We start from the raw sequence: 25,187 nt of genomic DNA, 5'->3' as shown, positions 1-25,187 counted from the left end.
AGGCACGATGGCGCCCGTGGAGGACGCGCACGGACGTGAACAGGGGGAAGGACGCCTGGTGCTGGCCGGCACCCCGATCGGCAACACCGGCGATGCGACGACACGGTTGGTCGACCTGCTGGCCACGGCCGACGTCGTGGCCGCCGAGGACACCCGCCGCCTGCACCGCCTCGCCGCCGCGCTCGGTGTGGCACCGCGTGGCCGGATCCTGAGCTACCACGAGCACAACGAGTCCTCCCGCACCCCCGAGCTCGTCGAGGCCGTTCGCGAGGGAGCGACCGTCGCACTGGTCACCGACGCGGGGATGCCCTCGGTCTCCGACCCCGGCTACCGGCTCGTGCGGGGCTGCGTCGACGCCGGCCTGCCGGTGACGGTCGTGCCCGGCCCCTCGGCGGTGCTGGCGGCGCTGGCCGTTTCGGGACTGCCCAGCGACCGCTTCGCCTTCGAGGGGTTCGCGCCGCGCAAGGCGGGGGAGCGGGCTCGCGTGTTCTCGGCGGTTGCCGACGACGAGCGGACGCTGGTGTTCTTCGAGTCCCCGCACCGCACCGGCGCCACCCTGGCGGCCATGGCCGAGGCCTTCGGTGCCGAGCGGCCCGCTGCCGTCTGCCGGGAGCTGACCAAGACGTACGAGGAGGTCGTGCGCGGCACGCTGAGCGAACTGACCGCCTGGGCCGAAGGGGGTGAGGTCCGCGGTGAGGTCTGCCTGGTCGTGTCCGGATCCACCGGTCGGCCCGCTCCGCAGCCCGCGGACCTGGTGGACGCGGTCACGGAACTCGTCCGGAACGGGTACCGCATGAAGGACGCGGTGCGTGAGACGGCGGCCCGGGCCGGTGTTCCGTCACGCGACCTGTACGACGCGATGACCGCACAGCGCAGTGGGCCGGTACCGAAACCCTGAACCGATCACGCAGAGTAGCGTCACCGCGGATCACCCGTACGCCGCACCGTGACGGGCGACCAAGGTGACGAAATCTTCCTCCGAAGCACTGGGGACACTCTCGTCCTCGATACCCGGAGGCCCCCGTGATCTCCCCTCGCGCCCTCGTCGCCTTCTCCTGCGGCAACTCCCGTCCCTCCTCCCGGTTCTCCCGCACGGCCGCGGCGTTCGCCGTCGCCGCGGCGGTCGTCGTCGGTGGCCCGGCCACCGCTCCTTCCGCCCAGGCCGCGGTGACGCCGGTCATGACCTACCAGGGCGCCTCGGTCAACAGCGCGAACGTTCCCGCCACCGAGGTGGACCTCACCACCGTCACGGGGGTGAAGTTCGACCGTGGCACCTACTTCGTCAACGACGTGCAGCGCGGCACCATCGACAGCGTTTCGGTCTCAGGGGAGAAGTACTCCGGCACCGGCGACGTGGACCTCACCGGCTACTTGGGGTCGGTCAAGGTCGTGGCCAAGCTGTACAGCGGCAAGTACATGGTCCAGTCGATCACCAAGTACCTGCGCGCCGTGCCGCTGGAGACCTCCGGGATCCCCGAGGGGTTCCCGACCGCCGACACCACCGGCGTGCCCGCCGGGACGGTGCTGACCCCCTCGAGCGACCTGGACATCTGGGAGTTCGGCGCCGTCCTGGACGGTCTGGACGTCCAGGGCTGCCTCACGGTGCACGTCCCGAACGTCACCGTGAGGAACTCGAAGATCACGTGCAACGACGAGACGCTGCGTGCGGTGAGCCTCATCGACGCCCCCGGGTTCGTCATGGAGGACTCCGAGATCGTCAGTGACGGCAGTGCCGAGGTGGCGATCGGCTGGGGCGGGTACACCCTGCGTCGCGTCGACATCCGCGGCACCCAGGACGGTCCCCGCCTGGGAGACAACGTGGTCATCACCGACAGCTACGTGCACGACCTCGTGCGTGACCCCGATGTGCACACCGACGCGATGCAGTCCACCTCCGGCTCCAACATCCTCGTGCGGCACAACACCCTCGACCCCCGGCAGCAGGGTTCGACCGACTTCGTGAACTCGGCGGTCATGCTCGGCACCGAGACGGGGAGCAGGCGCCTGCAGAACGCCCGGTTCGAGGGCAACTTCTTCAACGGCGGCACGTACTCGGTGAACGTGGCCTGCTCGGCCAACGTCAGCGACGTGTTCTTCGAAGGCAACTCCTTCGGGCACGGGAGCAAGTACGGTGCCGTCACTGCGCCGGCCGGTGTGACCTTCACCGAGAACCGCTGGTTCGACACCCAGCACCTCGTCGCGGTCGTCCCGGCGACCTGCTGACGGCATTTCACTGGTTCGACTGGTCAACCAGCAGGTTGAGGTGTCAATCTTCGTGCGTGAGTGAACGGATCGGCTGGGGGTACCTCGCCGCGAGCGCCGCGAGGCACCACCTGTCCCGGTTCGAGGACCTGGCCCGCGAGGCGCGGCGAGGTGTGATCCCGGCGGTTCCCGCATCGGCCCTGCAGGCCGTGGGCGCCCGCTACCAGTTGGTGGAACCTGCGCGCCCCGTGCACCTCGAGGTGCCGCGGGAGCTCGATGCCGCGGACCGTCGCGCCCTGCACCTGCGGAACGCGTCGAGCGTGCCCGAGCAGTTCGTCCTCGACGTCGCCGGTGTGGTCGTCCGCGGTCGGGACGGGTGGATCTTCCACGAGGGGCGGCTCGTCGAGGACGTCTGGCAGGAGGCCGGCCACTCCGCGCGCGCGATGGCGCCGCTGAGGCACCGACCGGTGACGGCACACCTGGCGGGCACCACCGTCTCCCTGCTGCAGCCCTGGTCGCCCAACTACTACCACTGGACCGTGCAGGTCCTCCCGCGTCTGCTCGTGGTCCTGGAGTGGCTCGGAGCCAGGGCGGAAGAGGCCGACCACTGGTTGCTGCCGCCCCGGGCTCCCGCCGTGGCCTGTGAGTGGCTGGACGCGCTGGGTGTGCCGGAGTCCCGGCGCGTGGTGGTGCCCGATCGCCAGGTGTCGATCTCGGTGGACCGTCTGGTCGTCGCCAGTGTTCCCGGCCGCAACCGGTGGGTTCCCTCCTGGGTGGTGGACCGGTTGCGCGCTGCGGCGCCGGTCGACCCCACCCGGCGACGAGGTTCCCGCCTGCTCATCCAGCGCCCCGTCGACCGCCGGCGGAACCTCGTCAACGCGGCGGAGGTCCTCGCCGCGCTCGAACCCCTCGGCTACGAGGTGGTCGACCCCGGGAGCATGTCGCTGGCGGAGGAGGCTGCGGTCTTCGGTGCGGCGGAGGTCGTGGTCGGCGTCCACGGTGCGGGACTGACGAACATGGTCTTCTGCCGACCGGGCACGGCGGTGGTCGAGCTGACTCCCCACGCTCTGGTGCACCCGACCTTCGTGAAGTTGGCCGATGCGGCCCGTGTGCGTCACCGCATGGTCGTCGGCAGGGAACCGCGCCTTCCGTGGCCTCTGCGGTTTCCGGACATCCATGCGGACGTCGTCGCGGACGTACCCCGCCTCCTCGCCGTCCTGGAAGAGCTTGCCGGCGGGTCACCGATCAGTGGGTTGTCACAATCCCCCAACTCTGGGTAGTTTCCCGCCGCGGCACCCGGACAGTGGTGCCTGAGGAGTGGGGGACGTGACATGCCGGACTCCGGCGCCGCCGCGACGACGAGTGGCGCGAGCACCACCAGGGCCGACGGTCCGGAGGTCCGGTTCGGGTGGATGGACCTCCTGCGCGCTCTCGCCGTCCTGCTCGTGATCGTCTTCCACTCGGGGACCCTGCTGCGGTACGCGGACGTGCCGGTGCCCGATGCGGTGGGCAGCCTCAACAGCGCCGTCGCCCCGTTCCGCATCCCTCTGCTCGTGCTGCTGTCCGGTGCGCTGCTGCCCCGGTCGGTGGCCAAGGGTGCCAGCCCTTACCTGCGCGGCAAGTGGCGGGCGATCGCCTGGCCCTTCCTGGTGTGGACCGCGGTGTACGCGGTCCTGACCTGGCCCGGCGGGCTGGGGCCCGTCACCTGGTACGTCCCGGACCTGCTCCGCGGCGGGTCCTACCTGTGGTACCTGTTCTTCCTCCTCGTCTTCTACCTCGTCGCGCTGCCGCTGCGGCGCGTTCCGCGTCTGCCTGCGGCGGCCGTGTTCCTGGTCCTGTCGGAGGTGGCGCCTGACGACACGAAGTACCTGGAACGACCGCTCTACCTGATGGCGCTCTTCCTCCTCGGCTGGTGGGTGGCCGAGGATCCCCGCAGGCTCGCGGCCGTGCTGCGGTCTCGCCGCCTGTTGGTCGTGGCCGCCCTCGTGCTGGTGCCCGCGGTGCTCTGGGCCCCCGATGCCGGGTACGGGCCCCGCGCCACCGTCGCCACGCTCGCCGGTGCCGCTCTCGCAGCGGCCTTGGCCGCACGGTTCGCGGACGCGGCCGCGCTGCGTCCGCTCCGCTTCGTCGGCCGGAACTCCGTCGTCTTCTACGTCGCGCACTTCCCGGTGCTCTACGTCGTGATGCACGTCGTGCCGCGGTTCGGCGACTTCCCGACTCCCGTCCTGGTGGCCGCCGCGTTCGCCGCGGCTGTCGCGGCGGCCACCGTCCTGGCGCTGCTGCGCAGCCGGTGGACGGTCGTGGAGTGGCTGTTCACCGCGCCTCGCCGTTCCTGAACCGTCCTGAGCCCGGCGCCTCAGTGCTGCGTCGCCTTCTCCGCCCCCGCCCCGGTCAGACTCCTGACCTCCATCTGCGCCGCCCGGTGCTCGTTCCCGCGCTCGCGACCGGTCACCGACCCCAGCCACCCCAGGAAGAACGCCAGCGGGATCGTCACGAGCCCGGGGTTCTCCAGCGGGAACCAGGAGAAGTCGACCGACGTGTCGCGGATCATCGACAGCGACGCCCCGGTCGCGTCGACCTTCCCCGACACGACGGGGGAGAAGGTGATGAGCACCAGGCAGGAGATCAGTCCGCCGTACATGCTCCACAACGCCCCGCGCGTGGTGAACCGCGGCCAGAACAGCGAGTACAGGATCGTCGGCAGGTTGGCGCTGGCCGCGACGGCGAAGGCCAGGGCCACCAGGAACGCCACGTTCTGGCCGTTGGCGAAGATGCCGCCGACGATCGCGACAGCGCCGATGACCAGGACGGTCAGCCGCGCCACGCGCACCTCGGCGCCGGGTTCGACCTGGCCGCGCTTGATGACCTGAGCGTAGACGTCGTGCGCGAACGAGGCGCTGGCGGTGATGGCCAAACCTGCGACGACGGCCAGGATCGTGGCGAACGCGACGGCCGCGATGATGCCCAGCAGCAGTGTCCCGCCCAGTTCGTAGGCCAGCAGCGGAGCCGCCGAGTTCACCTTGCCGGGAGCGGCGTTGATGGCCTCGGCACCGACCAGTGCCCCTGCGCCGTAGCCCAGCACGAGGGTGAACAGGTAGAAGAACCCGATGATCCAGATCGCCCACACGACGCTGCGGCGGGCCTCGCGCGAGGAGGGAACCGTGTAGAACCGCATGAGCACGTGCGGCAGGCCGGCGGTGCCGAACACCAGGGCCAGCGACAGCGACAGGAAGTTCAGCCGCGACGTCTCGGTGGCGCCGTACTGGGCGCCCGGCCCCAGCAGCGCCTCACCGGCCGAACCCGGCGCGGCCACGGCGGCGCCGAGCAGGTCGGAGAGGTTGAACCCGTAGCGCGCCAGCACCCACACCGTCATCGCGCCGGCGCCGGCCACCAGCAGGCAGGCCTTGATGATCTGCACCCACGTCGTGCCCTTCATCCCGCCGATGAGGACGTACAGGATCATCAGTGCCCCGACGACGGCGATGACGACGTTCTGTCCTGCGCTGGAGTCGATGCCCAGCAGCAGCGCGACCAGGCCACCGGCGCCGGCCATCTGCGCCAGCAGGTAGAAGAACGTCACCGCCAGCGTCGAGATCGCCGCCGCCAGCCGCACCGGCCGTTCCCGCAGCCGGAAGCTCAGGACGTCGGCCATCGTGAACCGGCCGGTGTTGCGCAGCAGTTCGGCGACCAGCAGCAGCGCCACGAGCCAGGCGACGAGGAAGCCGATGGAGTAGAGGAACCCGTCGTAGCCGTACAACGCGATGGCGCCGGCGATGCCCAGGAAGCTCGCCGCCGACAGGTAGTCGCCGGCGATCGCGATGCCGTTCTGCGGGCCGGTGAACGACCGACCGCCGGCGTAGAAGTCGGCCGTCGTGCGGTTGCTGCGGCTGGCGCGCAGCACGACGACCAGCGTCACCGCCACGAAGAGCGTGAAGATGGCGATGTTGACCAGGGGTTCGCCGACGTCGGTCACCGGTTCACCTCCGAGGCCCCGAGCTGCTCCTCGACGTCCCGGCGCAGTCGCTCGGCGGCCGGGTCGAAGCGGCGGTTGGCCCAGCGCACGTAGACGGTCGTGATGGCGAACGTCGAGACGAACTGGCCCAGGCCGAACAACAGTCCGACGGTGATGTTGGAGTCCCCGAGCCGGGTGCTCATGAACCCGTGGGCGTAGTCGGCGAGCAGGACGTAGACGGCGTACCAGACGAGGAACAGCGCCGACAGCGGCAGCACGAACCGGCGGAACCGCCGGCGCAGCGCCTGGAACTCCGGCGAGGACTGCACGATCTGGTACGGATCCGGCCGCCCTGGCTCGGGACCGGGCCGGGACTCGGGTGGAGCGGACTCGGGCATTGCGGTGACCTCCTCGTCAGCGTGGCACGAACCTAGCCGCGTTCGGTGCTCACTTCCAGACGACGCCCAGGCTCGTGGCCAGGGGGCAGCGGTGTGGTCGGACGCCGCCGGAGTCCGGCACGCCTGCCGGGCCAGGACCCAGGCCGGGCCGCGGCAGCGCAGCCCACCGCGGTCCCTGCCACAGTGAGCGCGTGCCCCGCGAACACCCCACCCGGACCGTCGCCGTCGTCGGCGGCACCCTGCTGCGCCTGACCGAGGACTGGCACGGTGAACGCGAACACGGCACCGTCCTGGTCCGCGACGGCCGCATCGCGGCCGTCGGCGAGGTCGCGGTGCCGGCCGACGCCGAGGTCGTCGACGCCACCGGGCACCTCGTGCTGCCGGGCTTCGTCGACGCCCACACTCACCTCGGGGTGCACTCCGAGGGGGAGGGCTGGCACGGCGCCGACGTCAACGAGAAGGGCCAGCCCCGCGGCGCGCGGCTGCGCAGCTGGGACGGGGTCGACCCGGCCGACCGGGGGTTCGCCGACGCGTTGTCCGCGGGGGTCACGACGGTGGCCGTGCTGCCGGGGTCGGCGAACGTCATCGGCGGGCAGACCGCAGCGCTGAAGACGTGGGGCTCCACCGTCGACGACATGCTGCTGCGCGCGCCGATCGGGGTGAAGAGCGCGCTGGGGGAGAACCCGCGCAAGAACGACGGCGGGCCCTCGACGCGGATGGGGGTCGCGGCCTCGCTGCGCGACTCCTTCGCCGCCGCGAGGCGGTTCGCGGCGCAACGGGCCGACGAGGCGAGTGACCTGCCGCCCACGGGTGAGGAACGCGACGCCGAGGTCCTGGCCCGCGTCCTGGCCGGCGACCTCGTCTGGCAGCAGCACGCCCACCGCGCCGACGACATCGCCACCGCCGTCCGGCTGGCCGAGGAGTTCGGCTACCGGCTGGTCCTCAACCACGTCACCGAGGGCCACCGCGTCCTGGACCTGCTCGCCGAGCGGGACCTGCCCGCCGTCGTCGGGCCGCTGCTGACCTCCCGGTCCAAACCCGAACTGCGGCACCGCTCCCTGACCGTCCCCGGGCTGCTGGCCGCGGCGGGCCTGCGGATCGCGCTGACGACCGACCACCCCGTCGTCCCGATCCAGTACCTGCCCCTGTCGGCGACGATTGCGGTCAAGGAGGGGCTGGACCGCGACGAGGCGCTGCGCGCGCTCACCGTGAACCCCGCCACCATCCTCGGCCTGGCCGACCGGGTCGGGTCGCTGGCCCCGGGGCTGGACGGGGACGTCGTCGTCTGGTCCGGTGACCCGCTGGACGTCATGTCCCGCGCGCTCCACGTCGTCCTGCGCGGCCGGTCGGTCTACCGGTGGGACGGGGCCGGGCAGGTGGCGCGGGGCGCCGGGGACTGGGAGACCCTGTGAATCCGGCGCAGGGCGGCACCCGGTGATCAGCCGGTTCGTTGCCCCCGCGTGAGCAGCAACGAGTACCTGGCCGTCGTCAACGCCGGAGCCGGATCAGCGCGTCCCGACGTCGTCGAGGCGGTCGTGGGGGAGCTGGGCCGCAGCGGCGACGTCGAGCTGCGCCGCACCGGCAGCCTGGACGACCTGCGTGCGGCGCTGCTGGGCGCCGACGGGCGGCGTCTGGTGGTCATGGGTGGGGACGGCTCCCTGCACGCTGCGCTGCAACTGCTGTGGGACGCCGGTGCGACCCGCGCGGTCGGGCCGCTGGGCATCGTCCCCCTGGGCACCGGCAACGACCTCGCCCGCTCGCTGCGGCTGCCGCTGGACCCCGTCGCGGCGGCCCGGGTCGTCACCACCGGGCACCCCCGCGGCCTGGAGCTCCTGGTCGACAGCCAGGACCGCATCACCGTCAACACCGTCCACGCCGGGATCGGGGCCTCGGCCACGGCCAAGGCGCAGCGCCTGAAGAAGGGACTGGGGGCGGCGGCCTACCCCGTCGGCGCCGCCTGGGCCGGCGTCAGCGCCGGCAAGGGCTTCCGGTTGCGGGTCGAGGTCGACGGGCAGGTCGTCGCGCCGGGGCAGGAGCCGGTCCTGATGGTCGGCATCGGGATCGGGGGCACCATCGGCGGCGGTGCCCCGCTCGTGCCCGGCGCCGACCCCCACGACGGCGTCGCCGACGTCGTCGTCAGCACCTCCACCGGCCCGCTGGCCCGCCTCGGCTTCGCCGTCGGCCTGCGCCGCGGCGTCCACGTCGAACGCCAGGACGTGACCACCGCGGCCGGCAAGGTCGTCGAGATCACCGCCGAGTCCGGGACCTTCCGGCTGAACTCCGACGGCGAGGTCACCGGCCCGCAGACCCGCGAGCGGTTCGAGATGCACGCCGACGTCTGGCACGTCCTCTGCCCCTGACCCGTCCACCTGCTGGTGATCGAGCACAACACGTGGTCGTGGAGGTGCGCCGACCCCGGACCTGTTGTGCTCGATCACCAGCAGGTGGACCGCGTCAGCGGCGCATGACGCCGCGCGCCAGCCGGTTCCCGATGACCTGACCCACCTGCACGATGACGATGATCGCGAACACGGCCACGTAGATGATCCCGTAGTCGTAGCGCTGCTTGCCGTAGGTGATGGCGTAGTCGCCCAGCCCGCCGCCGCCGACCAGACCCGCCTGCGCGGTCATGTCGACGATGCCGATGAAGATGAACGTGTAGCCCAGGATCAGCGGGCCCAGGCCCTCGGGGATCACGACACCGAACAGGATCGACAACCGCGAGGCGCCCACCGCGCGGGCGGCCTCGACGACGCCGGGGTCGACGCTGACGAGGCTCTGCTCGACGATGCGCGCGACGGCGAACGCGGCCGCCAGCGAGATCGCGAACGTCACCGCGGTCGTCCCGATCGTGGTGCCCACCACGGCGATCTGCAGCGGGGTGATCGCGGCCAGGAAGATGACGAACGGGATGGGGCGCACGAGGTTCACGACGAACCCGATGAGCACGAACACGAGCCGGTTGCCGAACAGGTTGCCCGGCCGGGTCGCGTACAGCGCCGTGCCCAGCACCAGCCCCAGCACGCCGGAGGCGACGAGCGAGACGACCGACATGAGCAGCGTCTGCCAGATCGCGTCCTGGAAGACGTCGATCGTGTCCAGGAAACCGTCGAACACCTCAGGCCTCCTCGACCGCGTGGATGCCGGCCGCCCGCAGCGCCTCGAGCGCTGCGTCGGGGGAACCGGTCAGTTCGTACGTCAGTGATCCCGTCCGGCGCTCGCGGATCTCCGAGACCCCGCCGTAGACGAGCTCGGCCGTGGTGCCGCTCGAGCGGAACACCTCGTCGATGCGCTGCTGCAGCCGGGGTTCGTCGGTGATGCGCACGCTGACCAGGCGGCCCGGGTGCTGGTGCCGCAACCGTTCCAGCGTGTCGGCCGACGGGCGGTCGTGGGTGGCGCTGCGCACGAACCGTTGCGCCGCAGGCGTCTGCGGGTCGGAGAACACGTCGTAGGTGTCACCGACCTCCACCAGCCGCCCGTTCTCCATGACGGCCACCCGGTCGGCGATCTGCCGCACGGCCTCCATCTCGTGCGTGATGACCACGATCGTCACGCCGAGTTCGGTGTTCACCCGGCGCAGCAGCGACAGGACCTCGGTGGTGGTCTCGGGGTCCAGGGCGCTGGTGGCCTCGTCGGCCAGCAGCAGCGGCGGGTTCGTCGCGAGCGCACGGGCGATCCCGACGCGCTGCTTCTGCCCGCCGGACAACTGCTCGGGATAGCTGTGGGCGCGGTCCAGCAACCCGACGAAGTCGAGCAGCTCGGCCGTGCGGCGGTCCCGTTCCTTCGGCCCGACGCCGGCGACCTTCAGCGGGTACGCGACGTTCCCGGCCACGGTCCGGGACCGGAACAGGTTGAACTGCTGGAAGATCATCCCGATCTTGGACCGGGCGGCCCGCAACTGCTTCTCGGACAGCTTGGTCAGGTCCTGCCCGCCGACCAGGACGTGGCCCGACGTCGGCTTCTCGAGGGCGTTGAGCAGCCGCACGAGGGTCGACTTGCCGGCCCCGGAGTACCCGATGACCGCCAGCACCTCGCCCTCGAGCACGTCGAGCGAAACGGCGTCGACCGCCGTGACGGTGGACCCGTCACGACGGCCGAAGCTCTTGGAGACCTTCTCCAGGGTGATGAGCGCGCTCACTGGCCCGCGGCGGCCTTCGCGTCCTCTTCGACCTCGGCGAGGCTGGCCTGCAGGTCGGCGGCCGGGACGTCCTGGACGACGGCGCTCGGGTTGTCCTGCAGGAAGACCTCCTGCACGGCCGGGTCGTGGAACAGGTCCACGAGCTTCGCGTAGGTCTCGTCGTCCTTGTCCTCGGCGCGGGCGGCGAAGATGTTGACGTACGGGGCGGCCGCGGCGGCGGTCGGGTCGTCGGCGACGATGATGTCGTCCTCGGGCAGGCCCGCGGCCGTGGCGTAGTTGTTGTTCACGACGGCGGCGGCGACCGAGCCGCTCTGCAGCGCGCTGGCGGTCTGGTCCGCGGCGACCGCGGTGACCTGGACCTTGGAGGTCTCGATGTCGTTGGTCGTGGAGAAGGCGGTGCCGCCGTCCTTCAGCGTCAGCAGGCCACCCTGCTGCAGGACGAGCAGCGCGCGGGCCTGGTTGATCGCGTCGTTGGGGATGGCGACCTGGGCGTCGGCCGGCAGCGCCTCGGCGGAGTCGGCGGTCAGCGAGTACAGCGGCAGCGGGTAGACCGCGGTGGCGCCGACGGGCTGGATGTCGTCGTCGGCCTCGACGTTGTAGTTGGCGAGGTACTGGATGTGCTGGAACTGGTTCAGGTCCAGCTCACCCTGCGACAGCGCCGGGTTCGGCAGCGTGTAGTCGGAGAAGTTGACCAGTTCGACGGTCACGCCGAGCTGCGACTTCGCCAGGTCGGTGTAGGTGCGCCAGTAGGGCAGCGACTGGTCCGCGACGCCGATGCGCACGGTCTCGCCGGAGGACTCGCCGCCGGCCGTGGTGCTCGTGGAGTCGTCCCGGTTGCCCAGGACGAGCGCCACGACCACGACGGCGATCACGACGACGGCGGCGACGATCCCGATGAGCAGACCGCGACGCTTCGGCTTGTCGGGCAGGGCGGGGGCGTTGGACACGAGGGACTCCGGAGGTCGATCGGGCGGGCGCGCGGCTCGCTGCACTCCGTGGTCGACGGCGTCCGGTGATCCGCGCTTGCCGGACGGGGTCGTCCGGCCAGGTCCTCACCTGGGGCACCCCACCGCGGAGGAGGGTTGCCGGACAGCCAGCCAGGGCTTCGCGCTGTCACTCATGACCTGTGTGAACCTTAACACCGCCGCGACGGCCCGCACACCGCTTCTCAGGAGACCGGCACGACCTGCGCCTGCGGGACCCGGTCCGTCCCGAAGGCCCCCCGGTACCGGGCCGCCGGGTGCCGCTCGTTGAGCCGGGGCGAGCCGAAGAGCTTCTGCCGCAGCGGACCCGGCGCGTACTCCGCCTGCGCCAGCCCGCGCTCGCGCAGCACCGGCAGCACGTGGTCGGCGAACTCGGCGAACGACCCGGGGATCACCCAGTTGATCACGTTGATCCCGTCGACCCCCGCCTGCTGCCACTGCGCCAGCCGGTCGGCGATCTGCTCGGGCGTGCCGACGACGCGCTGGCTGGTGGCCCGCTGACGGGCCAGGTCGGCCACGACGGGTTCGCGGTCGGTGATGTGCTTGGACAACCACTCGGTGAACCCGCGGGCGGTGTCGGTCTCGACGTCCTTCAGCGGCGTCTGCGGCGGGTAGACCCGGCCCGTGCGGTCCACGACGGCGGCGTGCGCCAGGTACCCGTCGACGCTGACGAACTCGTCGTGCTCGGCGGCCTTGCGCTGCGCCTCCTCCTCGGTCGAGCCGATGACGAAGCTCAGGCCCTGGTAGAAGGTCACGTCCTCCGGGCGACGGCCGGCGGCGACGGCCAGTTCGCGCGTCTCGCGGATCTGCTGCGTCGCCAGCACCGGTGAGGGGGAGATGACGAACACGGCCTCGGCGTGCTGCGCCGCGAACCGCCGCCCCGACAGGGACGAGCCGGCCTGGAACAGCAGCGGGGTGCGCTGCGGAGACGGCGAGGGCAGGTGCGGTCCCTCGACCCGGTACCGCTGCCCGGAGTGGAAGATCTTGTGGATCTTCGCAGGGTCGGCGTGCACGCCGTTCGCCTTGTCGGCCAGCAGGGCGTCGTCCTCCCAGGACCCCTCCCAGAGCTTGTAGACGACGTCGACGTACTCCTGCGCCCAGCGGTAGCGCTCGGCGTGCTCGGTGATCCGGTCCAGGCCGTAGTTGCGGGCTCCGTTGTCCTGGGTGCCGGTGACGACGTTCCAGGCGATCCGGCCGTTCGAGATGTGGTCCAGCGTCGAGATCTGCCGGGCGAAGTTGAACGGGTGGTTCTGGAACACGTTCGACGTCGTGGCGAACCCGAGGTGCTCGGTGTTCACCGCCAGCGCCGACAGCAGGACGGTCGGGTCGTTGGAGGGGATCTGCAGGCCCTCGCGGACGTACACGTCGAAGTCGGCGTCGGCGTCGCCGTACAACCCGCTGACGTCGGCGAAGAACATCGTGTCGAACTTCGCGGCCTCGAGCAGCTTCGCGGTCTCGATCCAGGTGCGCACGTCGTTGAACTCGTGCTGCCGCGCGTCCGGCCGGCGCCACTGGCCGTGCTGGATGTGGGACGTGGTGTTCATGACGAAGGCGTTGAAGCGCAACGGCTTCGTGGCGGGGTTGCTCACAGGTCGACCTCCTGGCCGGTGGCGAGGCGGGGCAGTGCGCTGACGAGTTCGCGCGTGTACGGCTGCTGCGGGCGCTCGAACACGTCGGCCGCCGTCCCGCGTTCGACGACGGCGCCGTCCTTCATGACCAGGACGTCGTCGCTGACGTGGTAGACGACGCCGAGGTCGTGGGAGATGAACAGGTAGGCCAGGCCGAGGGTGCGCTGCAGGTCGGCCAGCAGGTCCAGGACCTGCGCCTGCACCGACACGTCGAGGGCCGAGACGGCCTCGTCCAGGACGACCACCGACGGTTCGGGGGCCAGGGCCCGGGCGATGGAGACGCGCTGGCGCTGCCCGCCGGACATGGTCAGCGGGAACCGCGTGAGCACCTCCGCCGACAGCCCGACCTGCTGCAGCAGTTCCCGCACCCGCGCGTTCCGGTCCCCGGAGAACCCCTCCGGCAGCGCGTCGGTCAGGATCCGCTCGACGGTCCAGCGCGGGTCGAACGAACTCAGCGGATCCTGCTGGACGGTCGAGATCTCCCGGCGTCGCGCCCGCCGCGCCTTCTCCGGGACCCCGGACCAGTCGGCGCCGAGCAAGCGGACCGCACCGGAGTCGGGGGCCGTCAGCGCCAGGGCCAGCCGGGCCGTCGTCGACTTGCCCGACCCCGACTCCCCGACGATGCCCAGCGTCCGGCCGGCCTCCAGGGTGAAGGAGACGTCGCCGACGGCGGTGTGCCGGCCCTCGCGGGTGGCGAACGTCTTGGTCAGGTTCTCCGCGACCAGCACCGGACCCGTGCGCAGTTCCCGGCGCGGGGCGGGCAGAGTCGCCTCGGGGGCGGGACTGAGCCGCTCGCCGCGGGTGTGCTCGCCGGGAACGGCGGCGATGAGGGCCCGGGTGTACTCGTGCTGCGGGTCGTCGAGCACGTCCCGGGTCCGGCCGCTCTCCACCACGTGCCCACCGGACATGACGAGCACCCGGTCGGCCAGTCGCGCCACGACGGACAGGTCGTGGCTGATGAGGACGATCGCGACGCCGCGGCGCTTCTGCTCCTCCAGCAGGTCCAGGACCTGGGCCTGCACGGTGACGTCGAGCGCCGTCGTGGGTTCGTCGGCGATGACCAGCCGGGGGTCCAGGGCGATCGCGGAGGCGATGAGCGCGCGCTGGCGCAGCCCGCCGGACAGTTCGTCGGGCCGCTGCCCGGCCCGCAGTTCCGCGGACGGGACGCCGACGGCCGTGAGCAGTTCCAGGACCTTGGCCCGCCGCCGGGTGCGGTCGCGCCAGCCGTGCAGCCGCAGCGCCTCCTCGATCTCGGCGCCCACCGGACGCAGCGGGTCCAGGGAGACCAGGGCGTCCTGCAGGACGAAGCCGATCTCCGCCCCGCGGGTGCGGCGCCACTGCTTGGCCGACAGCCCGCGCACGTCGGACCCCTGGAACTCCAGCCGCTCGGCCTGCACGGTCGAGGTGCCGCCGGTGAGGCCGACGAGGGTGCGGGCGGTGACGCTCTTGCCCGAGCCGGACTCCCCGACGATCGCCAGGCACTCGCCCGGGTCGACGTCGAAGCCGACGTCGTGGACCACCTGCCTGCCGCCGAAACCGACGTTCAGCGCACGGACGGACAGGACGCTCACGACGCCCTCCTCTCCAGGACGGCCTGCAGGTGCTTGCCCAGCGTGGTCGCGGCCAGTGCCAGGGCCACGATGACCAGGCCCGGGACGACGGTGAGCCACCAGGCGTGGGCGATGTAGGGGCGGCCCGCTTCCAGCAGCGCGCCCCACTCCGAGCTCGGCGGGGCGACCCCGAGGCCGAGGAAGGACAGGCTGGAGGCCCAGACGATCGACTGCCCGATCGACAGCGCCATGATCGCCACCAGCGGCCGGACGGCGTTCGGCAGGACGTGCCGGCGCAGGATGCGGGCCGGGGAGTGCCCCAGCGCCACGGCCGCCTCGACGTAGGCCGAACCCTTGGCGGACAGGATCTGCCCGCGGATCATCCGCGCGTAGCCCGGCGCCGTGCCGACCCCGACCGCGACGGCCTGGGTCAGCGCCGACGGCCCGAGCAGCGCCACGAGCAGCAGGGCCAGCAGCAGGCTGGGGAAGCTGAACAGCACCTCCACGACGCGGTCGACGGCCGGGGCCACGACCTTGCCGCCCAGCGCCGCCAGCGACCCCAGGACCACCGCCAGCGCGAGGCTGACGGCCGTGGCACCCAGGCCGATGGCCAGCGACGGCCGGGCGCCGTGCACCACCCGGCTCCACAGGTCGCGCCCGGCCTCGTCGGTGCCGAACCAGTGCCCGGGGCCGGGGGCCTGCAGCGCCTGCGACAGGTGCAGCGCCAGCGGGTCGGTGGTGTCGAGGGCACCGGGCGCGATCACGGCGAGGAGGAGGAACACCGCCACGAGCCCGGCCAGGTACACCCCCCACGGGTGCTTGCGGGGCGTGGTGACTCTGGTGAGAGTGAGAGTTGTCACGACTTCCCCTTGGCCAGGCGCGGGTCGATGAGGGCGTGCAGGGCGTCGACGACGAGGTTGGCGACGACGTAGAGGGCGGCGACGAGGACGACGACCCCGGTGACGATGGGCAGGTCCTGGTTGTTCACCGCGGTGACCAGGACCCGGCCGACGCCGGCGCGGGTAAAGACCGTCTCGACGACGACGGCGCCGGAGATCGTCGCGCCCAGCGCCCAGCCGGACAGCGTCACGGCCGGCAGCGCGGAGTGCCGCAGCACGTGCCGCAACCGGATCCCGGTGTCGCTCATGCCCCGGGTGCGCGCCGACAGCACGAACGGCTGCTGCAGCGACCGCTCGAACTCCGAGCGCGTGGCCTGGCCCATGAAACCGGCCAGCGGGACCGCCAGCGTCAGGGCCGGCAGCAGCAGACCGGTGGGAGAGTTGCCGCTGATGACCGGGAACCAGCGCAGGTTCAGCGCGAACACCAGCAGCAGGATGATGCCCAGCCAGTAGTGCGGCAGGCCCGCGGTGGCGGTGTCCACCGCCGCGCCGAGACCCGAGGCGCGGTCCCGGCCGGCGGTGAGCGTCACCCAGGCGACCATGATCAGCCAGCTGAGGGCGATGGCCGACAGCGTGAGGACCAGCGTGGGTGCGAGCTGCTCGCCGATGATGTCGGTGACGGGCCGGAACTGCTGGTAGGAGTTGCCGAGGTCGCCGCGCACCAGGCCGGAGAGGTAGTCGACGTACTGCTGCCACACCGGGTTCTGGAAGCCGTACTGCGCGTTGATCTCGGCGAGTTCTTCGGGAGTGCGCTCGATGGGCTGCCCGGCGCGGATGTTGAAGATGATCGTGGCCCGGTCGCCGGGCAGGACGACCTGCGCGAGGAAGGCGACGGTCGCCGCGCCCCACAGGACGACGACGGCGCCGGCGACGCGGCGCGCGACGGCGGCGGCGAGCCGGCGGGTGCGGTGCGAGCGTGTCTCGACGGGTTCGGCGGAGAACCTGACGTCGATCGTCTCAGCGGACGAAGTGGGCATCGTAGAACACCGGTCCTCCCTGTGCGTTCTCCTGCCAGACGTCCCGCAGTTCGGGGTTCACCGCGAGCGTGCTGAGCCGGTCGAACAGGCCGATCGCCAGCGCGTGGTCGGCGATGTACTCCTGCGCCTGTTCGTACAGCGCGTTCTGCGCTTCGACGTCGGCGGTCTGGTTGGCGCGGTCGATGAGGTCGGCCAGGCCGTCGTCGTCGAAGAACGCGGCGTTGTTGCCGTTCGGCCACTCCTGCGTCGCCGGCCGCCAGTTGACCCAGAGGATCCCGGCGGTGACGGCCGTCCAGTACCCGGTCGCGATGTCCCGCTCGTCGGGTTTCGTGTACTGCCCCGAGAAGAACCCGCTCGGTGGCACCGTGACGAGGTCGACGGCGAAACCCGTCGCCTTCGCCTGTTCCTGCACGCCCTGCAGGATCGAGGCGCCGTCGGCGTTGATGATCGTCCCGGAGTTGTAGGGCAGGACGACGCTGAGCCGTTCGCCGTCCTTGGTGCGGGTTCCGTCGGCGTCCCGGCCTGTCCAGCCCGCCTCGTCCAGGAGGCGGTTGGCGGTGTCCAGGTCGAGGTCGTAGGCGTCGGCCGCGGCCTGGCTGTACCCCGGGGTGGACTGCGAGACCGCTCCGTTGCCCTCGTAGGGGATGACGCCCCGGCCGATCGTCTCGACCAGCGAGCGGCGGTCCAGGCTGTAGGCGAAGGCCTTGCGCACCTTCTCGTCGGTGAACGGTCCCTGCCGGGTGTTGAACGCCAGCTGCTGCGGGCGGCCGCCGGTGACGTACTTCAGATCGGTGTACCCGTCGGCGCCCAGGTCGTCGTAGTCGACGGCGGGGACGTCGTAGATCGCGTCGGTCTCACCCGAGCGCAGCGACGCGACGCGGGTGGTCGCGTCGGCGATGAACTTCCACCGCACCTCCTGCACGTAGGCGGGCCCGGTGTGCTTCGCGTTCGCCGGCGGTGAGGTGTAGTTGTCGTTGCGGCGCAGCACGATCTGCTCGCCGCGGTCCCAGCGCTCGACGACGAAGGCGCCCGAGCCGATCGGCGCCTCGCAGTTCTGCTCCTTCGTCCGGGTCTGGAGAGCCTGTTGGGACTGGATGCCGGAGTAGCCCTGCGCCAGGTTCTCGGCCAGCCGCGGGTACGGCTTGGAGAGGTGCACCTGCAGCGTCAGGTCGTCCAGCGCCGCGGCCGACTCGTAGTAGCCCTCGAGCCACACCTTCGCGGTGGTGTTCCCGCCGCCCATCCAGTAGTCGAAGTTGTAGGCCACGGCCCCGGCGGTCAGCGCCGTCCCGTCGGTGAACTCCACACCCGGTCGCAGGTGGAAGGTCCAGGTCAGGCCGTCGGCCGAGGTCTCCCACGACTGCGCCAGCCACGGGACGGCGACACGGTCCTCGTCCAGGGAGGTCAGGGCGTCCAGGACCTGGGTCGACAGGTAGGCCTGCTCGATCCAGCCGCCGAACACGCAGGCGGGTTCCTGCTGGTGGCCGTAGACGACGGTTCCGCCGTTGACGCGCTGGGCGTCCGCGGCGGGTTGCTGGACCGCGCTGGAGCCGGCGCACCCGGCGAGCAGCAGGGCGGCGGAGGCGGCGAGGACGGTTCTTCGAGGGCGTGCGGGCATGCTGGAGGAACTCCTGGTGGGGCCGGGAGGGGAACGGGCGGGGGAAGTCCTAACGGCGACAGGTGGCGCTGCTGGTGCGCAGGAGGTCGACGTGCCGGCGGGCGGTCAGCACCGCGTCACGGGGGTGTGCCAACGTCTGCTCCTCGGGATCCGCACTTGTCGAACGTGTCGTTCGGCCGGGTCGTCACCTGGGGCACCCCGCCACGGAGGAGGGTTGCCGGACAGCGAGCCAGGGCTTCGCGCTGTCACTCATGACCTACGAAGAAACTATGAGGTTTCCGGAGCGGGTGTCAAGGGTCGATGGTGCGGCGCACCGGATCGACGGGAGTTTCCGCCGTCTTCGGGCCCTGCGCGCCGTTGCGCAGGCGGCCGGCCCGGGCACCACCCCGCGCAACCGTCCGGGTCGCGCGGGGCGGGGTTCGGTCAGCCCAGGACGTGCGGCAGCACGACGGCCTGCGCGGCCACGGTGCGCCCGTCGGTCGTCGTCACCGACGGACTGCCGTACAGCACGTAGCCGTCGGCCAGGGCGGCGCTCACCTTCTCGCAGAAGGAACGGTCGTCGGGGCCGGTCAGCAGGCGGTAGGTCAGCTTCTCGTCGCTCATGTCCCCACGGTAGTCAGGCCCCCAGCCTGTTCCTGGCCTCCTGCAGGTCCACCAGGCCCAGGGCCGCGTCGCACAGCGCGTCACCGCGCTTCTTCGGCGACCCCGGCGCCCAGCGCTTCTCGTCGTAGTCGCGGGCCGTGCGCGCCAGCGCCCCCAGGCTCACGGCCAGCTCGCGGTCCAGGCGCGCGCGCAGCTCCGCGGCCGTCGGGGCCGGCGGGCGCAGCGCGTCGCCCTCGCCGGCCCGCAGCTGGACGAGCACGTCGTGCTCCGGGCCGTCCTCGTGCGACCAGAACTGCACCGGACGCTCGACGAGGTGGTTCCACACGGGGGCGTGCGCGGAACGGAAGAACAGCTGCACCGGCTTCTTCTCCAGCCCCGAGGCGGTCAGCCAGTGCCCCGCGGCGGGGGGCCGGGTGAACAGCGCGCAGTCCTCCTCCGGCGCCGACGTCACCAGGGCCACGCGCACCGACCCGAGGTCGTCCAGGGAGTCCCGGCGCGGGCCCAGCAGGTCGCCGAAGACCCACGCCTCGGTGACGCGCAGCCGCACGATCGTCCCGGGCTGGCGGTCCATGTGCGCGCAGCGGTCGGCGACGTCCTCGAGGGTCCTGACGGCAGTGGTCCACTTCACGTGCCGCAGTGTGGCCCAGCGGGGCGGTGAGGTTGCGGGTCGGACCACCCGGGGGCCTAAGCTTCGCCGGTGGATTCGACCGAACTGAGAGCCCTGCAGAAGCCGTTGAAGGACTCCTACCGCGAGGACCCGGCGAAGGCGCTGGTGCCGGCCAAGGCCGTGGCGGTGCTGGACGGAGCGTCCATCGGGGTCTCGGTCGACGGCTTCGCCGGCACGACCCGCGCGGGGCTGCACCCCGCCGCCGGTGGTGACGGGACCGAGGCCTGCTCGGCCGACATGCTGTGCGAGGCCGTGGCCGCCTGCGCCGGGGTGTCGCTGCGCAGCGTCGCGACGGCCATGGGGGTGGAGCTGCGCAACGCCTCGGTGACGGCCGAGGCGCACTGGGACGCCCGCGGCACCCTCGGCGTCTCGCGCGAGGTCCCCGTCGGCATCACCGACGTGACCATCACCTTCGACTTCACCTCCGACGCCGACGAGGCGACCGAGGCCAAGATGATCTCCCTGGCCGAGCGCTACTGCGTCATCGCCCAGACGCTGCAGACCCCGCCGAAGGTCACCGTCGCCCGCGCCTGACCCCGTGATCGAGGACTGAACCCCGGTGATCGAGGACTGTCGAGTCCTTGATCGCCGGGGTTCTGTGCTTGATCGCCGGGGTGGATCAGCGGTGCAGGGGGAGCTCCTCCTGCCGCCGCACGGCGGTGCGGCCGAACAGCGAGACCACGACGAAGCCGAGGACGAAGGCGACGACCACGCCGAGGCCCGCGTAGGCCCACTCGCCCTCGCGGCCGCCGATCGGGCCCAGCAGGTAGCCCTGCCACGTCAGCCAGCTCGCGCCGGAGTTGGTGACCAGGCCCCAGCCGATGAACGTCGCGACGAGCATCGTGCCCACCGTCAGCCAGCGCACCGACCCGTACCGCCCCCGGGCGTCGAGCAGCTCCCGCTCGGCGTAGTCACCGCGCCGCATCGCCAGGTCGGCCAGGAAGATCCCCGCCCAGGCGGCGATCGGCACACCCAGGGTGATGAGGAAGCCCTGGAAGGGGGTGAGGAAGTCGGCGGAGAAGAAGGCGATGTAGACCGCGCCGGCGACCATCAGCGCCCCGTCGATGAGGACGGCCACCGGCCGCGGCACCTTCACCCCGACGTTGAGCAGCGCCAGGCCGGAGGAGTAGATGTCCATGATCGCCCCGCCGACCAGGCCGAGGACGGCCACCACGACGAACGGGACGAGGAACCACGTCGGCAGGATGTCGGTCAGCGCGCCGACCGGGTCGGCCGCGATCCGGGTGTTCAGGTCGGCCGAGGAGCCGGCGATGAGGGCGCCGAAGACCAGCAGGACGGCCGGGCCCAGCGAGCAGCCCAGGGTCGTCCAGAAGACCACGCCGCCGCTGGAGGCGTCGCGGGGCAGGTAGCGGGAGTAGTCCGCGGCCGCGTTCGCCCAGCCCAGGCCGAAGCCGGTCATCACCATGATGAACGCGCCCACCACGGCCGCGGCGTCACCGCCCGGGACGGCCGTCACGGCGTCGAGGTCGACCGAGTCGGCCGCGAAGACGATGTAGAGCACCGTCAGCACCGCGGTGATGACGGTGATCCAGCGCTGCATGCGCATGATCACCTTGAAGCCCAGGGTGCCGCCGAGCACGATCAGCCCGACGACGATGACCAGGGCGACGAGCTTGGTGCCCGTGCCGCCGCCGGCGCCGAGCCGGTCCAGGACGGTCGCGGTCGCCAGCACCGCCACCGCCGCCAGCGACGTCTCCCAGCCCAGCGTCAGCAGCCAGGACACCGCCGACGGCAGACGGTTCCCGTTGACCCCGAACGCCGCGCGGGACAACGTCATCGTCGGGGCCGAGCCCCGTTTCCCGGCGATCGCGACGAGCCCGACGACCACGTAGGACAGGAACACCCCGGCGATGGAGACGAACGTCGCCTGCCAGAACGAGATGCCGAAACCCAGCACGAACGAGCCGTAGCTGACGGCCAGGACCGACACGTTGGCCGCGAACCAGGGCCAGAACAGGTCGCGCGGCCTGCCGTGGCGTTCGGCCTCGGAGACGGCGTTGACGCCGTTGAGCTCGACGTCGACACCGCCGACGCGGGTCTCGGGCGCTGCGGGGATCTCGCTCAAGGTCGCTCCTGCAGGGCGGGGCGGAACCGGGCCGCCGGGTGGTCGGCGGGCAGCCTGCTGCGTCCCGCACCGAAGATCACTTCACGCAGCGTAGAGCCTTCGCGCCGCATCGAGTACTCCTCGAGCAGACCTCTGCGCCGCAGCTCCGGCACGACCTGGTCGCAGAACTCCTCGTAGGAGCCGGGCACGACGAAGGGGGTGAAGTTGAAGCCGTCGATCCCGGTGGCCGCCACGAGCCGCTCGATGTCGTCGACGACGTCGACGGCGGAGCCGGTCAGGACGAACTCGCGCATCCCGAACCGCAGGAAGTCGGCCCGCGCCCGCGCCACCGTCTCGCCGCGGTAGCGCTCGACCTGGGTGCGGCCGCCGTCGGTCTTCAGGTCCGAGAAGCTGCCGTTCGGGTCGAGCGCGGCGAGGTCGATGCCCGTCATCGAGGCGTAGTAGGCGCGGGCGGCGCCCTCGTCGACCCAGGACAGGTACTCCTCGAGCCGGGTCCGGGCGTGGTCGCGGTCGCGGCCCAGGACGACGGTGAGCCCGACGAGGGTCCGCAGCGATCCGGGACCGCGTCCGTGCCGCTGGGCGCGGGCGTGCAGGTCCTCGACCTGCCGGCGCAGCGTCTCCTCGTTGCGGCCCTGCAGGAACACCACCTCGGCGTGGGTCGCGGCGAACTCCCGGCCCCGCTCGCTGGCCCCGGCCTGGAAGAGGACCGGGGTCCGCTGCGGGGAGGGTTCGACCTTGAAGTACCCGTGCGAGGAGAACCAGCGGCCCTCGTGGTGCACCGGGTGCACCCGGCGCGGATCGGCGAAGCGCCGGGCGGCCTTGTCGGCCAGCACCGCGCCGTCCTCCCAGGCCCCCTCGAACAACCGGTAGCTCAGTTCGAGGTGCTCGTCGGCCACGTCGTAGCGCACGTCGTGCGGAGGCAGCGCGTCGCGGCCGTGCAGCTCGCTGACGACGGGGGAGGACGTCGTGACGACGTTCCAGCCGATCCGCCCGCGGGTCAGGTGGTCCAGCGTCGCGAAACGGCGCGCGTTCGGGTAGGGCCCCTCGAACGTCGTCGAGGCGGTGACGGCGAAACCCAGCCGGCGGGTGACCGCCGCCATCGCCGGGATGAGCACGACCGGGTCGTTCGTGGGCATCTCCACGGCCTGCTCGAACGTGACGTCCGGGGTGCGGCCCCCGAGCACGGGGTACCCGGGGGAGTCGGCCAGGAACAGCAGGTCGAAACCCCCGTCCTCCAGCAACCGCGCGAGGTCCAGCCAGTGGTCGATGTCCTTGTACTGCAACGTGGTCTGCTCGGGATGGGCCCACAGGCCCTGGCTGGTCAGGTTCGGTGCGTTGATCTCGAACGCGGCGAGCAGCAGGGGTCGGTCGCTCACACGTCCTCCAGCCACGCCGCCAGCGCCGCACCGAGGCGGTGTCGGGTCGCCGCGCTCATGCCCTCGATGCGCAACCCGTGCCCGGCCAGGGCGGCGAGCTGGGAGTCGGAGAAGCCCCACACCTCGCGCGCGACGGTGTACTGGTCGCTGACGCTGCGCCCGAACCACAACTGGTCGTCGGCGTTGAGCGTCACGCCGACCCCCGCGGCGTGCAGCAGCGGGGCGGGGTGCGCGGCGAGGTCCGGCACGATCCCGAGCGCGACGTTGGAGACCGGGGCGACGTCCAGCACGATGCCCTCGGCCACCAGCCGCCGGACGAAGTCGGGGTTCTCCACCGAGCGCACGCCGTGCGAGATGCGGGTGGCGCCCAGGACGTCGATCGCCTCGGCCACGCACTCCCAGCCGCCGGTCTGCCCCGCGTGCGCCACCACCGGCAGTCCCGCCGCCCGGGCCGCGGCGGCACAGGACGCGAAGCGCTGCAGGCCCGAGGGCTCCTCGAAGCCCGCGGTGGCGAACGCCGTGACGCCCGCCCCGGCGAACTCGACGGCCACCGCGGTCAGCTCGGCGGCGATCGGCTCGTCCTGGTCGGTGTTCACCGTCAGCAGCGAACCCACCTCGACACCGTGCTCGCCCCCGGCCTCGCCCAGCGCCTGCAGCACCACGCGGGTCACCTCCCGCAGGCTGCCGAGCCGGGGGGCGTACAACTGCGGTTCGATCGCCGGCTCGAGGTAGACGACCCCCTGGGCCGCCTCCTGGGCGACGAGGGCGCGGCACAACCCGGCGAGGTCGTCGAGGTCGGCGACCAGGGCCGGCACCTTGCCGTAGGCGTCGAAGAACTCCCAGACGTCGCGCCACCCCTGCGCGGTGCCGAAGGGACCACCGCGCACCGGCAGGTCGTGCTCGGACAGGTCCACCCCCCGTCGGCGGGCGAGGTCCAGCACGGCCTGACGGGGGTAGGACCCGTCGAGGTGGGCGTGGACGTGGACCTTCGGCAAGGTGTGCACGGAACGCTGGGGAACCACCAGCACAACGTAGGGGTGATCACCCCCTGTGTCGCACAAGTCGCTCTTCTGGAAGCATCCACCGGGTGGATGGGCGACCCGGACGAGCTCCGGCAGAACGAGGTGCAGCCGAGCGAGGCGCCGGTGAACGGGTTCCAGGAGAACAGAGAACAGCAGAACAGAGGTCGGGAGAACTGGACGCCCGGTCCCTGCGGTACCTGCTGGCCGTGGCCCGCGAACGCAGTTTCACCGCCGCAGCCGCCTCGTTGCAGGTGTCGCAGCCGGCGCTGAGCCAGGCCATCGCGCGGATGGAGGGCCTCGTCGGCGGTCGGCTGGTGGTCCGGGACGCCCGCGGAGTGGCCCGCGAGGGATCCGCGCTCACCCCGGCCGGGCAGGTCCTGGTCGCCGACGCCGCCCGCATCACCGAACTCCTGGACCGGGCGCTGGTCCGGGCCCGGCGGATCGCCGAGGAGGGCGAACGCGAACGGCTCGCCGTCGGCATCGGCACCTCCACCCCGCGCTGGGTCTCCACCCGGCTGGTCCAGGCCTCGCAGGAGAGTCCCGAGCTCGACGTCGTCCTGCGGCACGTGCCGTGGGGGCAGGAGATCGCGCACCTGGTCGACGGAAAGGTCGACGTCGTCTTCCTGCACCTGGCCGAGGGGGAGCAGGCCGACGCCCGGGTGCGGACGACCCACGTGGCCGACACCGAGCGGGTGGCCGTCTTCGCCCGCGGGCACCGGCTGGCCTCCGAGCCCTCGATCGACATCGCCGACCTCGACGGCGAACCCATCGTCGACGCCGCCAGCGACCGCGAGGTCTGGCTCGTCGAGCCCCGCCCCTCCGGAGCCGTCGCGCCCGTCCTCGGCCCCCCGGCCACGACGGTGGAGGAGATGCTCGCCGTCGTCGCCTCCGGGGCGGCCATGGCCATCACGTCCCAGGCCGTGGCGGCCGCCCACCGCTCCGACGACCTGGTCTACGTGCGGTTGCGGGGGCTGGAGCCGTTGCGGCTCGTGCTGGTGGCGCTCGCCGAGGACGAACGGCCCGCCGTCGCCGACCTCCTCGCCTCGTTCTGAGCGGCACGGCGGGGGCGCGGTGCGCCGCGGATAGGATCC

24 protein-coding genes and 2 riboswitches are annotated in these 25,187 nt (G+C 72.0%); of the genes, 8 read left to right on the top strand and 16 right to left on the bottom strand.

Annotated features, from left to right (window positions below; genetic code table 11):
- Positions 1-7 precede the first annotated feature (7 nt).
- The 4 genes from rsmI to ACRYR2_RS02900 all read left to right on the top strand — a co-directional run bounded on the left by rsmI (position 8) and on the right by ACRYR2_RS02900 (position 4,538).
- Complete coding sequence (gene rsmI, locus ACRYR2_RS02915; RefSeq protein ID WP_432561315.1) at positions 8-898, top strand: 16S rRNA (cytidine(1402)-2'-O)-methyltransferase; 891 nt, start codon at positions 8-10, stop codon at positions 896-898.
- A gap of 125 nt (positions 899-1,023) precedes the next feature.
- Positions 1,024-2,223 carry a right-handed parallel beta-helix repeat-containing protein gene (locus ACRYR2_RS02910; RefSeq protein ID WP_432561314.1) on the top strand — a complete coding sequence of 400 codons (1,200 nt, stop codon included), beginning with the start codon at positions 1,024-1,026 and terminating at the stop codon, positions 2,221-2,223.
- 56 nt (positions 2,224-2,279) lie between these two features.
- Positions 2,280-3,482 (top strand): glycosyltransferase family 61 protein, encoded by a 1,203-nt coding sequence (locus ACRYR2_RS02905; protein ID WP_432561313.1) that lies wholly within the window; start codon positions 2,280-2,282, stop codon positions 3,480-3,482.
- A gap of 51 nt (positions 3,483-3,533) precedes the next feature.
- Entirely contained in the window at positions 3,534-4,538 is a 1,005-nt protein-coding gene (locus ACRYR2_RS02900; protein WP_432561312.1) for an acyltransferase family protein, read from the top strand.
- Between the two features lie 20 nt (positions 4,539-4,558).
- On the opposite strand, the gene ACRYR2_RS02895 is transcribed toward ACRYR2_RS02900, so the two are convergent.
- Together ACRYR2_RS02895 and ACRYR2_RS02890 are read right to left on the bottom strand one after the other, a co-directional pair.
- Complete coding sequence (locus ACRYR2_RS02895; RefSeq protein ID WP_432561311.1) at positions 4,559-6,175, bottom strand: solute symporter family protein; 1,617 nt, start codon at positions 6,173-6,175, stop codon at positions 4,559-4,561.
- Positions 6,172-6,552: a DUF485 domain-containing protein gene (locus ACRYR2_RS02890; RefSeq protein WP_432561310.1), complete on the bottom strand. Its 381-nt coding sequence runs from the start codon at positions 6,550-6,552 to the stop codon at positions 6,172-6,174. The genes ACRYR2_RS02895 and ACRYR2_RS02890 overlap by 4 nt, the downstream gene beginning before the upstream one ends.
- A 191-nt stretch (positions 6,553-6,743) precedes the next feature.
- On the opposite strand from ACRYR2_RS02890, the gene ACRYR2_RS02885 reads away from it, so the two are divergent.
- A complete protein-coding gene (locus ACRYR2_RS02885) occupies positions 6,744-7,964 on the top strand; it encodes an amidohydrolase (protein ID WP_432561309.1) in 1,221 nt (406 codons plus the stop codon).
- 48 nt (positions 7,965-8,012) lie between these two features.
- A complete protein-coding gene (locus ACRYR2_RS02880) occupies positions 8,013-8,912 on the top strand; it encodes a diacylglycerol/lipid kinase family protein (RefSeq protein ID WP_432561308.1) in 900 nt (299 codons plus the stop codon).
- A 94-nt stretch (positions 8,913-9,006) separates the two neighbouring features.
- Here ACRYR2_RS02880 and ACRYR2_RS02875 read toward each other — a convergent pair whose 3' ends face one another.
- The 11 genes from ACRYR2_RS02875 to ACRYR2_RS02825 form a co-directional block, all read right to left on the bottom strand.
- Complete coding sequence (locus ACRYR2_RS02875; RefSeq protein ID WP_432561380.1) at positions 9,007-9,606, bottom strand: methionine ABC transporter permease; 600 nt, start codon at positions 9,604-9,606, stop codon at positions 9,007-9,009.
- A gap of 64 nt (positions 9,607-9,670) precedes the next feature.
- Positions 9,671-10,690 carry a methionine ABC transporter ATP-binding protein gene (locus tag ACRYR2_RS02870; protein WP_432561307.1) on the bottom strand — a complete coding sequence of 340 codons (1,020 nt, stop codon included), beginning with the start codon at positions 10,688-10,690 and terminating at the stop codon, positions 9,671-9,673.
- On the bottom strand, positions 10,687-11,637 hold the full coding sequence (locus ACRYR2_RS02865; RefSeq protein ID WP_432561306.1) for a MetQ/NlpA family ABC transporter substrate-binding protein: 951 nt from the start codon (positions 11,635-11,637) through the stop codon (positions 10,687-10,689). The genes ACRYR2_RS02870 and ACRYR2_RS02865 overlap by 4 nt, the downstream gene beginning before the upstream one ends.
- A gap of 67 nt (positions 11,638-11,704) precedes the next feature.
- Positions 11,705-11,815, bottom strand: a riboswitch (SAM riboswitch).
- Between the two features lie 43 nt (positions 11,816-11,858).
- Positions 11,859-13,262, bottom strand: a complete 1,404-nt coding sequence (locus ACRYR2_RS02860) for an LLM class flavin-dependent oxidoreductase (RefSeq protein ID WP_432561305.1) — start codon at positions 13,260-13,262, stop codon at positions 11,859-11,861.
- Positions 13,259-14,872 carry a dipeptide ABC transporter ATP-binding protein gene (locus tag ACRYR2_RS02855; RefSeq protein ID WP_432561304.1) on the bottom strand — a complete coding sequence of 538 codons (1,614 nt, stop codon included), beginning with the start codon at positions 14,870-14,872 and terminating at the stop codon, positions 13,259-13,261. The genes ACRYR2_RS02860 and ACRYR2_RS02855 overlap by 4 nt, the downstream gene beginning before the upstream one ends.
- Positions 14,869-15,711, bottom strand: coding sequence for an ABC transporter permease (locus ACRYR2_RS02850; RefSeq protein WP_432561303.1), 843 nt, complete (start codon positions 15,709-15,711; stop codon positions 14,869-14,871). Before ACRYR2_RS02850 ends, ACRYR2_RS02855 begins: the two co-directional genes overlap by 4 nt.
- The gene (locus ACRYR2_RS02845; RefSeq protein ID WP_432561302.1) at positions 15,708-16,727 is read right to left on the bottom strand and encodes an ABC transporter permease; all 1,020 of its coding nucleotides are present in this window, start codon (positions 16,725-16,727) and stop codon (positions 15,708-15,710) included. The genes ACRYR2_RS02850 and ACRYR2_RS02845 overlap by 4 nt, the downstream gene beginning before the upstream one ends.
- Positions 16,708-18,342, bottom strand: a complete 1,635-nt coding sequence (locus tag ACRYR2_RS02840) for an ABC transporter substrate-binding protein (protein ID WP_432561301.1) — start codon at positions 18,340-18,342, stop codon at positions 16,708-16,710. Before ACRYR2_RS02840 ends, ACRYR2_RS02845 begins: the two co-directional genes overlap by 20 nt.
- A gap of 49 nt (positions 18,343-18,391) precedes the next feature.
- Complete coding sequence (locus ACRYR2_RS02835) at positions 18,392-18,454, bottom strand: putative leader peptide (protein WP_432561379.1); 63 nt, start codon at positions 18,452-18,454, stop codon at positions 18,392-18,394.
- A gap of 35 nt (positions 18,455-18,489) precedes the next feature.
- Positions 18,490-18,599: riboswitch (SAM riboswitch) on the bottom strand.
- Positions 18,600-18,765: 166 nt separating this feature from the next.
- Positions 18,766-18,945 (bottom strand): DUF1737 domain-containing protein, encoded by a 180-nt coding sequence (locus ACRYR2_RS02830; protein ID WP_432561300.1) that lies wholly within the window; start codon positions 18,943-18,945, stop codon positions 18,766-18,768.
- A gap of 13 nt (positions 18,946-18,958) precedes the next feature.
- The gene (locus ACRYR2_RS02825) at positions 18,959-19,573 is read right to left on the bottom strand and encodes a DUF7711 family protein (RefSeq protein ID WP_432561299.1); all 615 of its coding nucleotides are present in this window, start codon (positions 19,571-19,573) and stop codon (positions 18,959-18,961) included.
- A gap of 69 nt (positions 19,574-19,642) precedes the next feature.
- On the opposite strand from ACRYR2_RS02825, the gene ACRYR2_RS02820 reads away from it, so the two are divergent.
- Positions 19,643-20,146 (top strand): OsmC family protein, encoded by a 504-nt coding sequence (locus tag ACRYR2_RS02820; RefSeq protein WP_432561298.1) that lies wholly within the window; start codon positions 19,643-19,645, stop codon positions 20,144-20,146.
- A gap of 85 nt (positions 20,147-20,231) precedes the next feature.
- On the opposite strand, the gene ACRYR2_RS02815 is transcribed toward ACRYR2_RS02820, so the two are convergent.
- The 3 genes from ACRYR2_RS02815 to add are packed head-to-tail and all read right to left on the bottom strand — an operon-like array spanning position 20,232 to position 24,096.
- Positions 20,232-21,698 carry a purine-cytosine permease family protein gene (locus ACRYR2_RS02815; protein ID WP_432561297.1) on the bottom strand — a complete coding sequence of 489 codons (1,467 nt, stop codon included), beginning with the start codon at positions 21,696-21,698 and terminating at the stop codon, positions 20,232-20,234.
- Positions 21,695-23,074: an NtaA/DmoA family FMN-dependent monooxygenase gene (locus ACRYR2_RS02810; protein WP_432561296.1), complete on the bottom strand. Its 1,380-nt coding sequence runs from the start codon at positions 23,072-23,074 to the stop codon at positions 21,695-21,697. Before ACRYR2_RS02810 ends, ACRYR2_RS02815 begins: the two co-directional genes overlap by 4 nt.
- Positions 23,071-24,096, bottom strand: a complete 1,026-nt coding sequence (gene add, locus ACRYR2_RS02805) for an adenosine deaminase (RefSeq protein ID WP_432561295.1) — start codon at positions 24,094-24,096, stop codon at positions 23,071-23,073. The genes ACRYR2_RS02810 and add overlap by 4 nt, the downstream gene beginning before the upstream one ends.
- Before the next feature lie 65 nt (positions 24,097-24,161).
- Here add and ACRYR2_RS02800 point away from each other — a divergent pair, with 65 nt between their 5' ends.
- A complete protein-coding gene (locus tag ACRYR2_RS02800; RefSeq protein WP_432561294.1) occupies positions 24,162-25,148 on the top strand; it encodes a LysR family transcriptional regulator in 987 nt (328 codons plus the stop codon).
- Positions 25,149-25,187: the final 39 nt, after the last annotated feature.

It is taken from the genome of Kineococcus deserti (assembly GCF_050871945.1).
GTDB lineage: Bacteria > Actinomycetota > Actinomycetes > Actinomycetales > Kineococcaceae > Kineococcus.
This window is presented reverse-complemented; position numbering and strand designations above follow the sequence as displayed.

What these genes read in the sequence shown, in the direction of transcription:
- rsmI (WP_432561315.1), top strand. Translation starts at nt 8, where the DNA reads ATGGCGCCCGTGGAGGACGCGCACGGACGTGAACAGGGGGAAGGACGC.
- ACRYR2_RS02900 (WP_432561312.1), top strand. Translation starts at nt 3,534, where the DNA reads ATGCCGGACTCCGGCGCCGCCGCGACGACGAGTGGCGCGAGCACCACC.
- ACRYR2_RS02890 (WP_432561310.1), bottom strand. Translation starts at nt 6,552, where the DNA reads ATGCCCGAGTCCGCTCCACCCGAGTCCCGGCCCGGTCCCGAGCCAGGG.
- ACRYR2_RS02875 (WP_432561380.1), bottom strand. Translation starts at nt 9,606, where the DNA reads ATGTCGGTCGTCTCGCTCGTCGCCTCCGGCGTGCTGGGGCTGGTGCTG.
- ACRYR2_RS02845 (WP_432561302.1), bottom strand. Translation starts at nt 16,727, where the DNA reads ATGCCCACTTCGTCCGCTGAGACGATCGACGTCAGGTTCTCCGCCGAA.
- ACRYR2_RS02840 (WP_432561301.1), bottom strand. Translation starts at nt 18,342, where the DNA reads ATGCCCGCACGCCCTCGAAGAACCGTCCTCGCCGCCTCCGCCGCCCTG.
- ACRYR2_RS02830 (WP_432561300.1), bottom strand. Translation starts at nt 18,945, where the DNA reads ATGAGCGACGAGAAGCTGACCTACCGCCTGCTGACCGGCCCCGACGAC.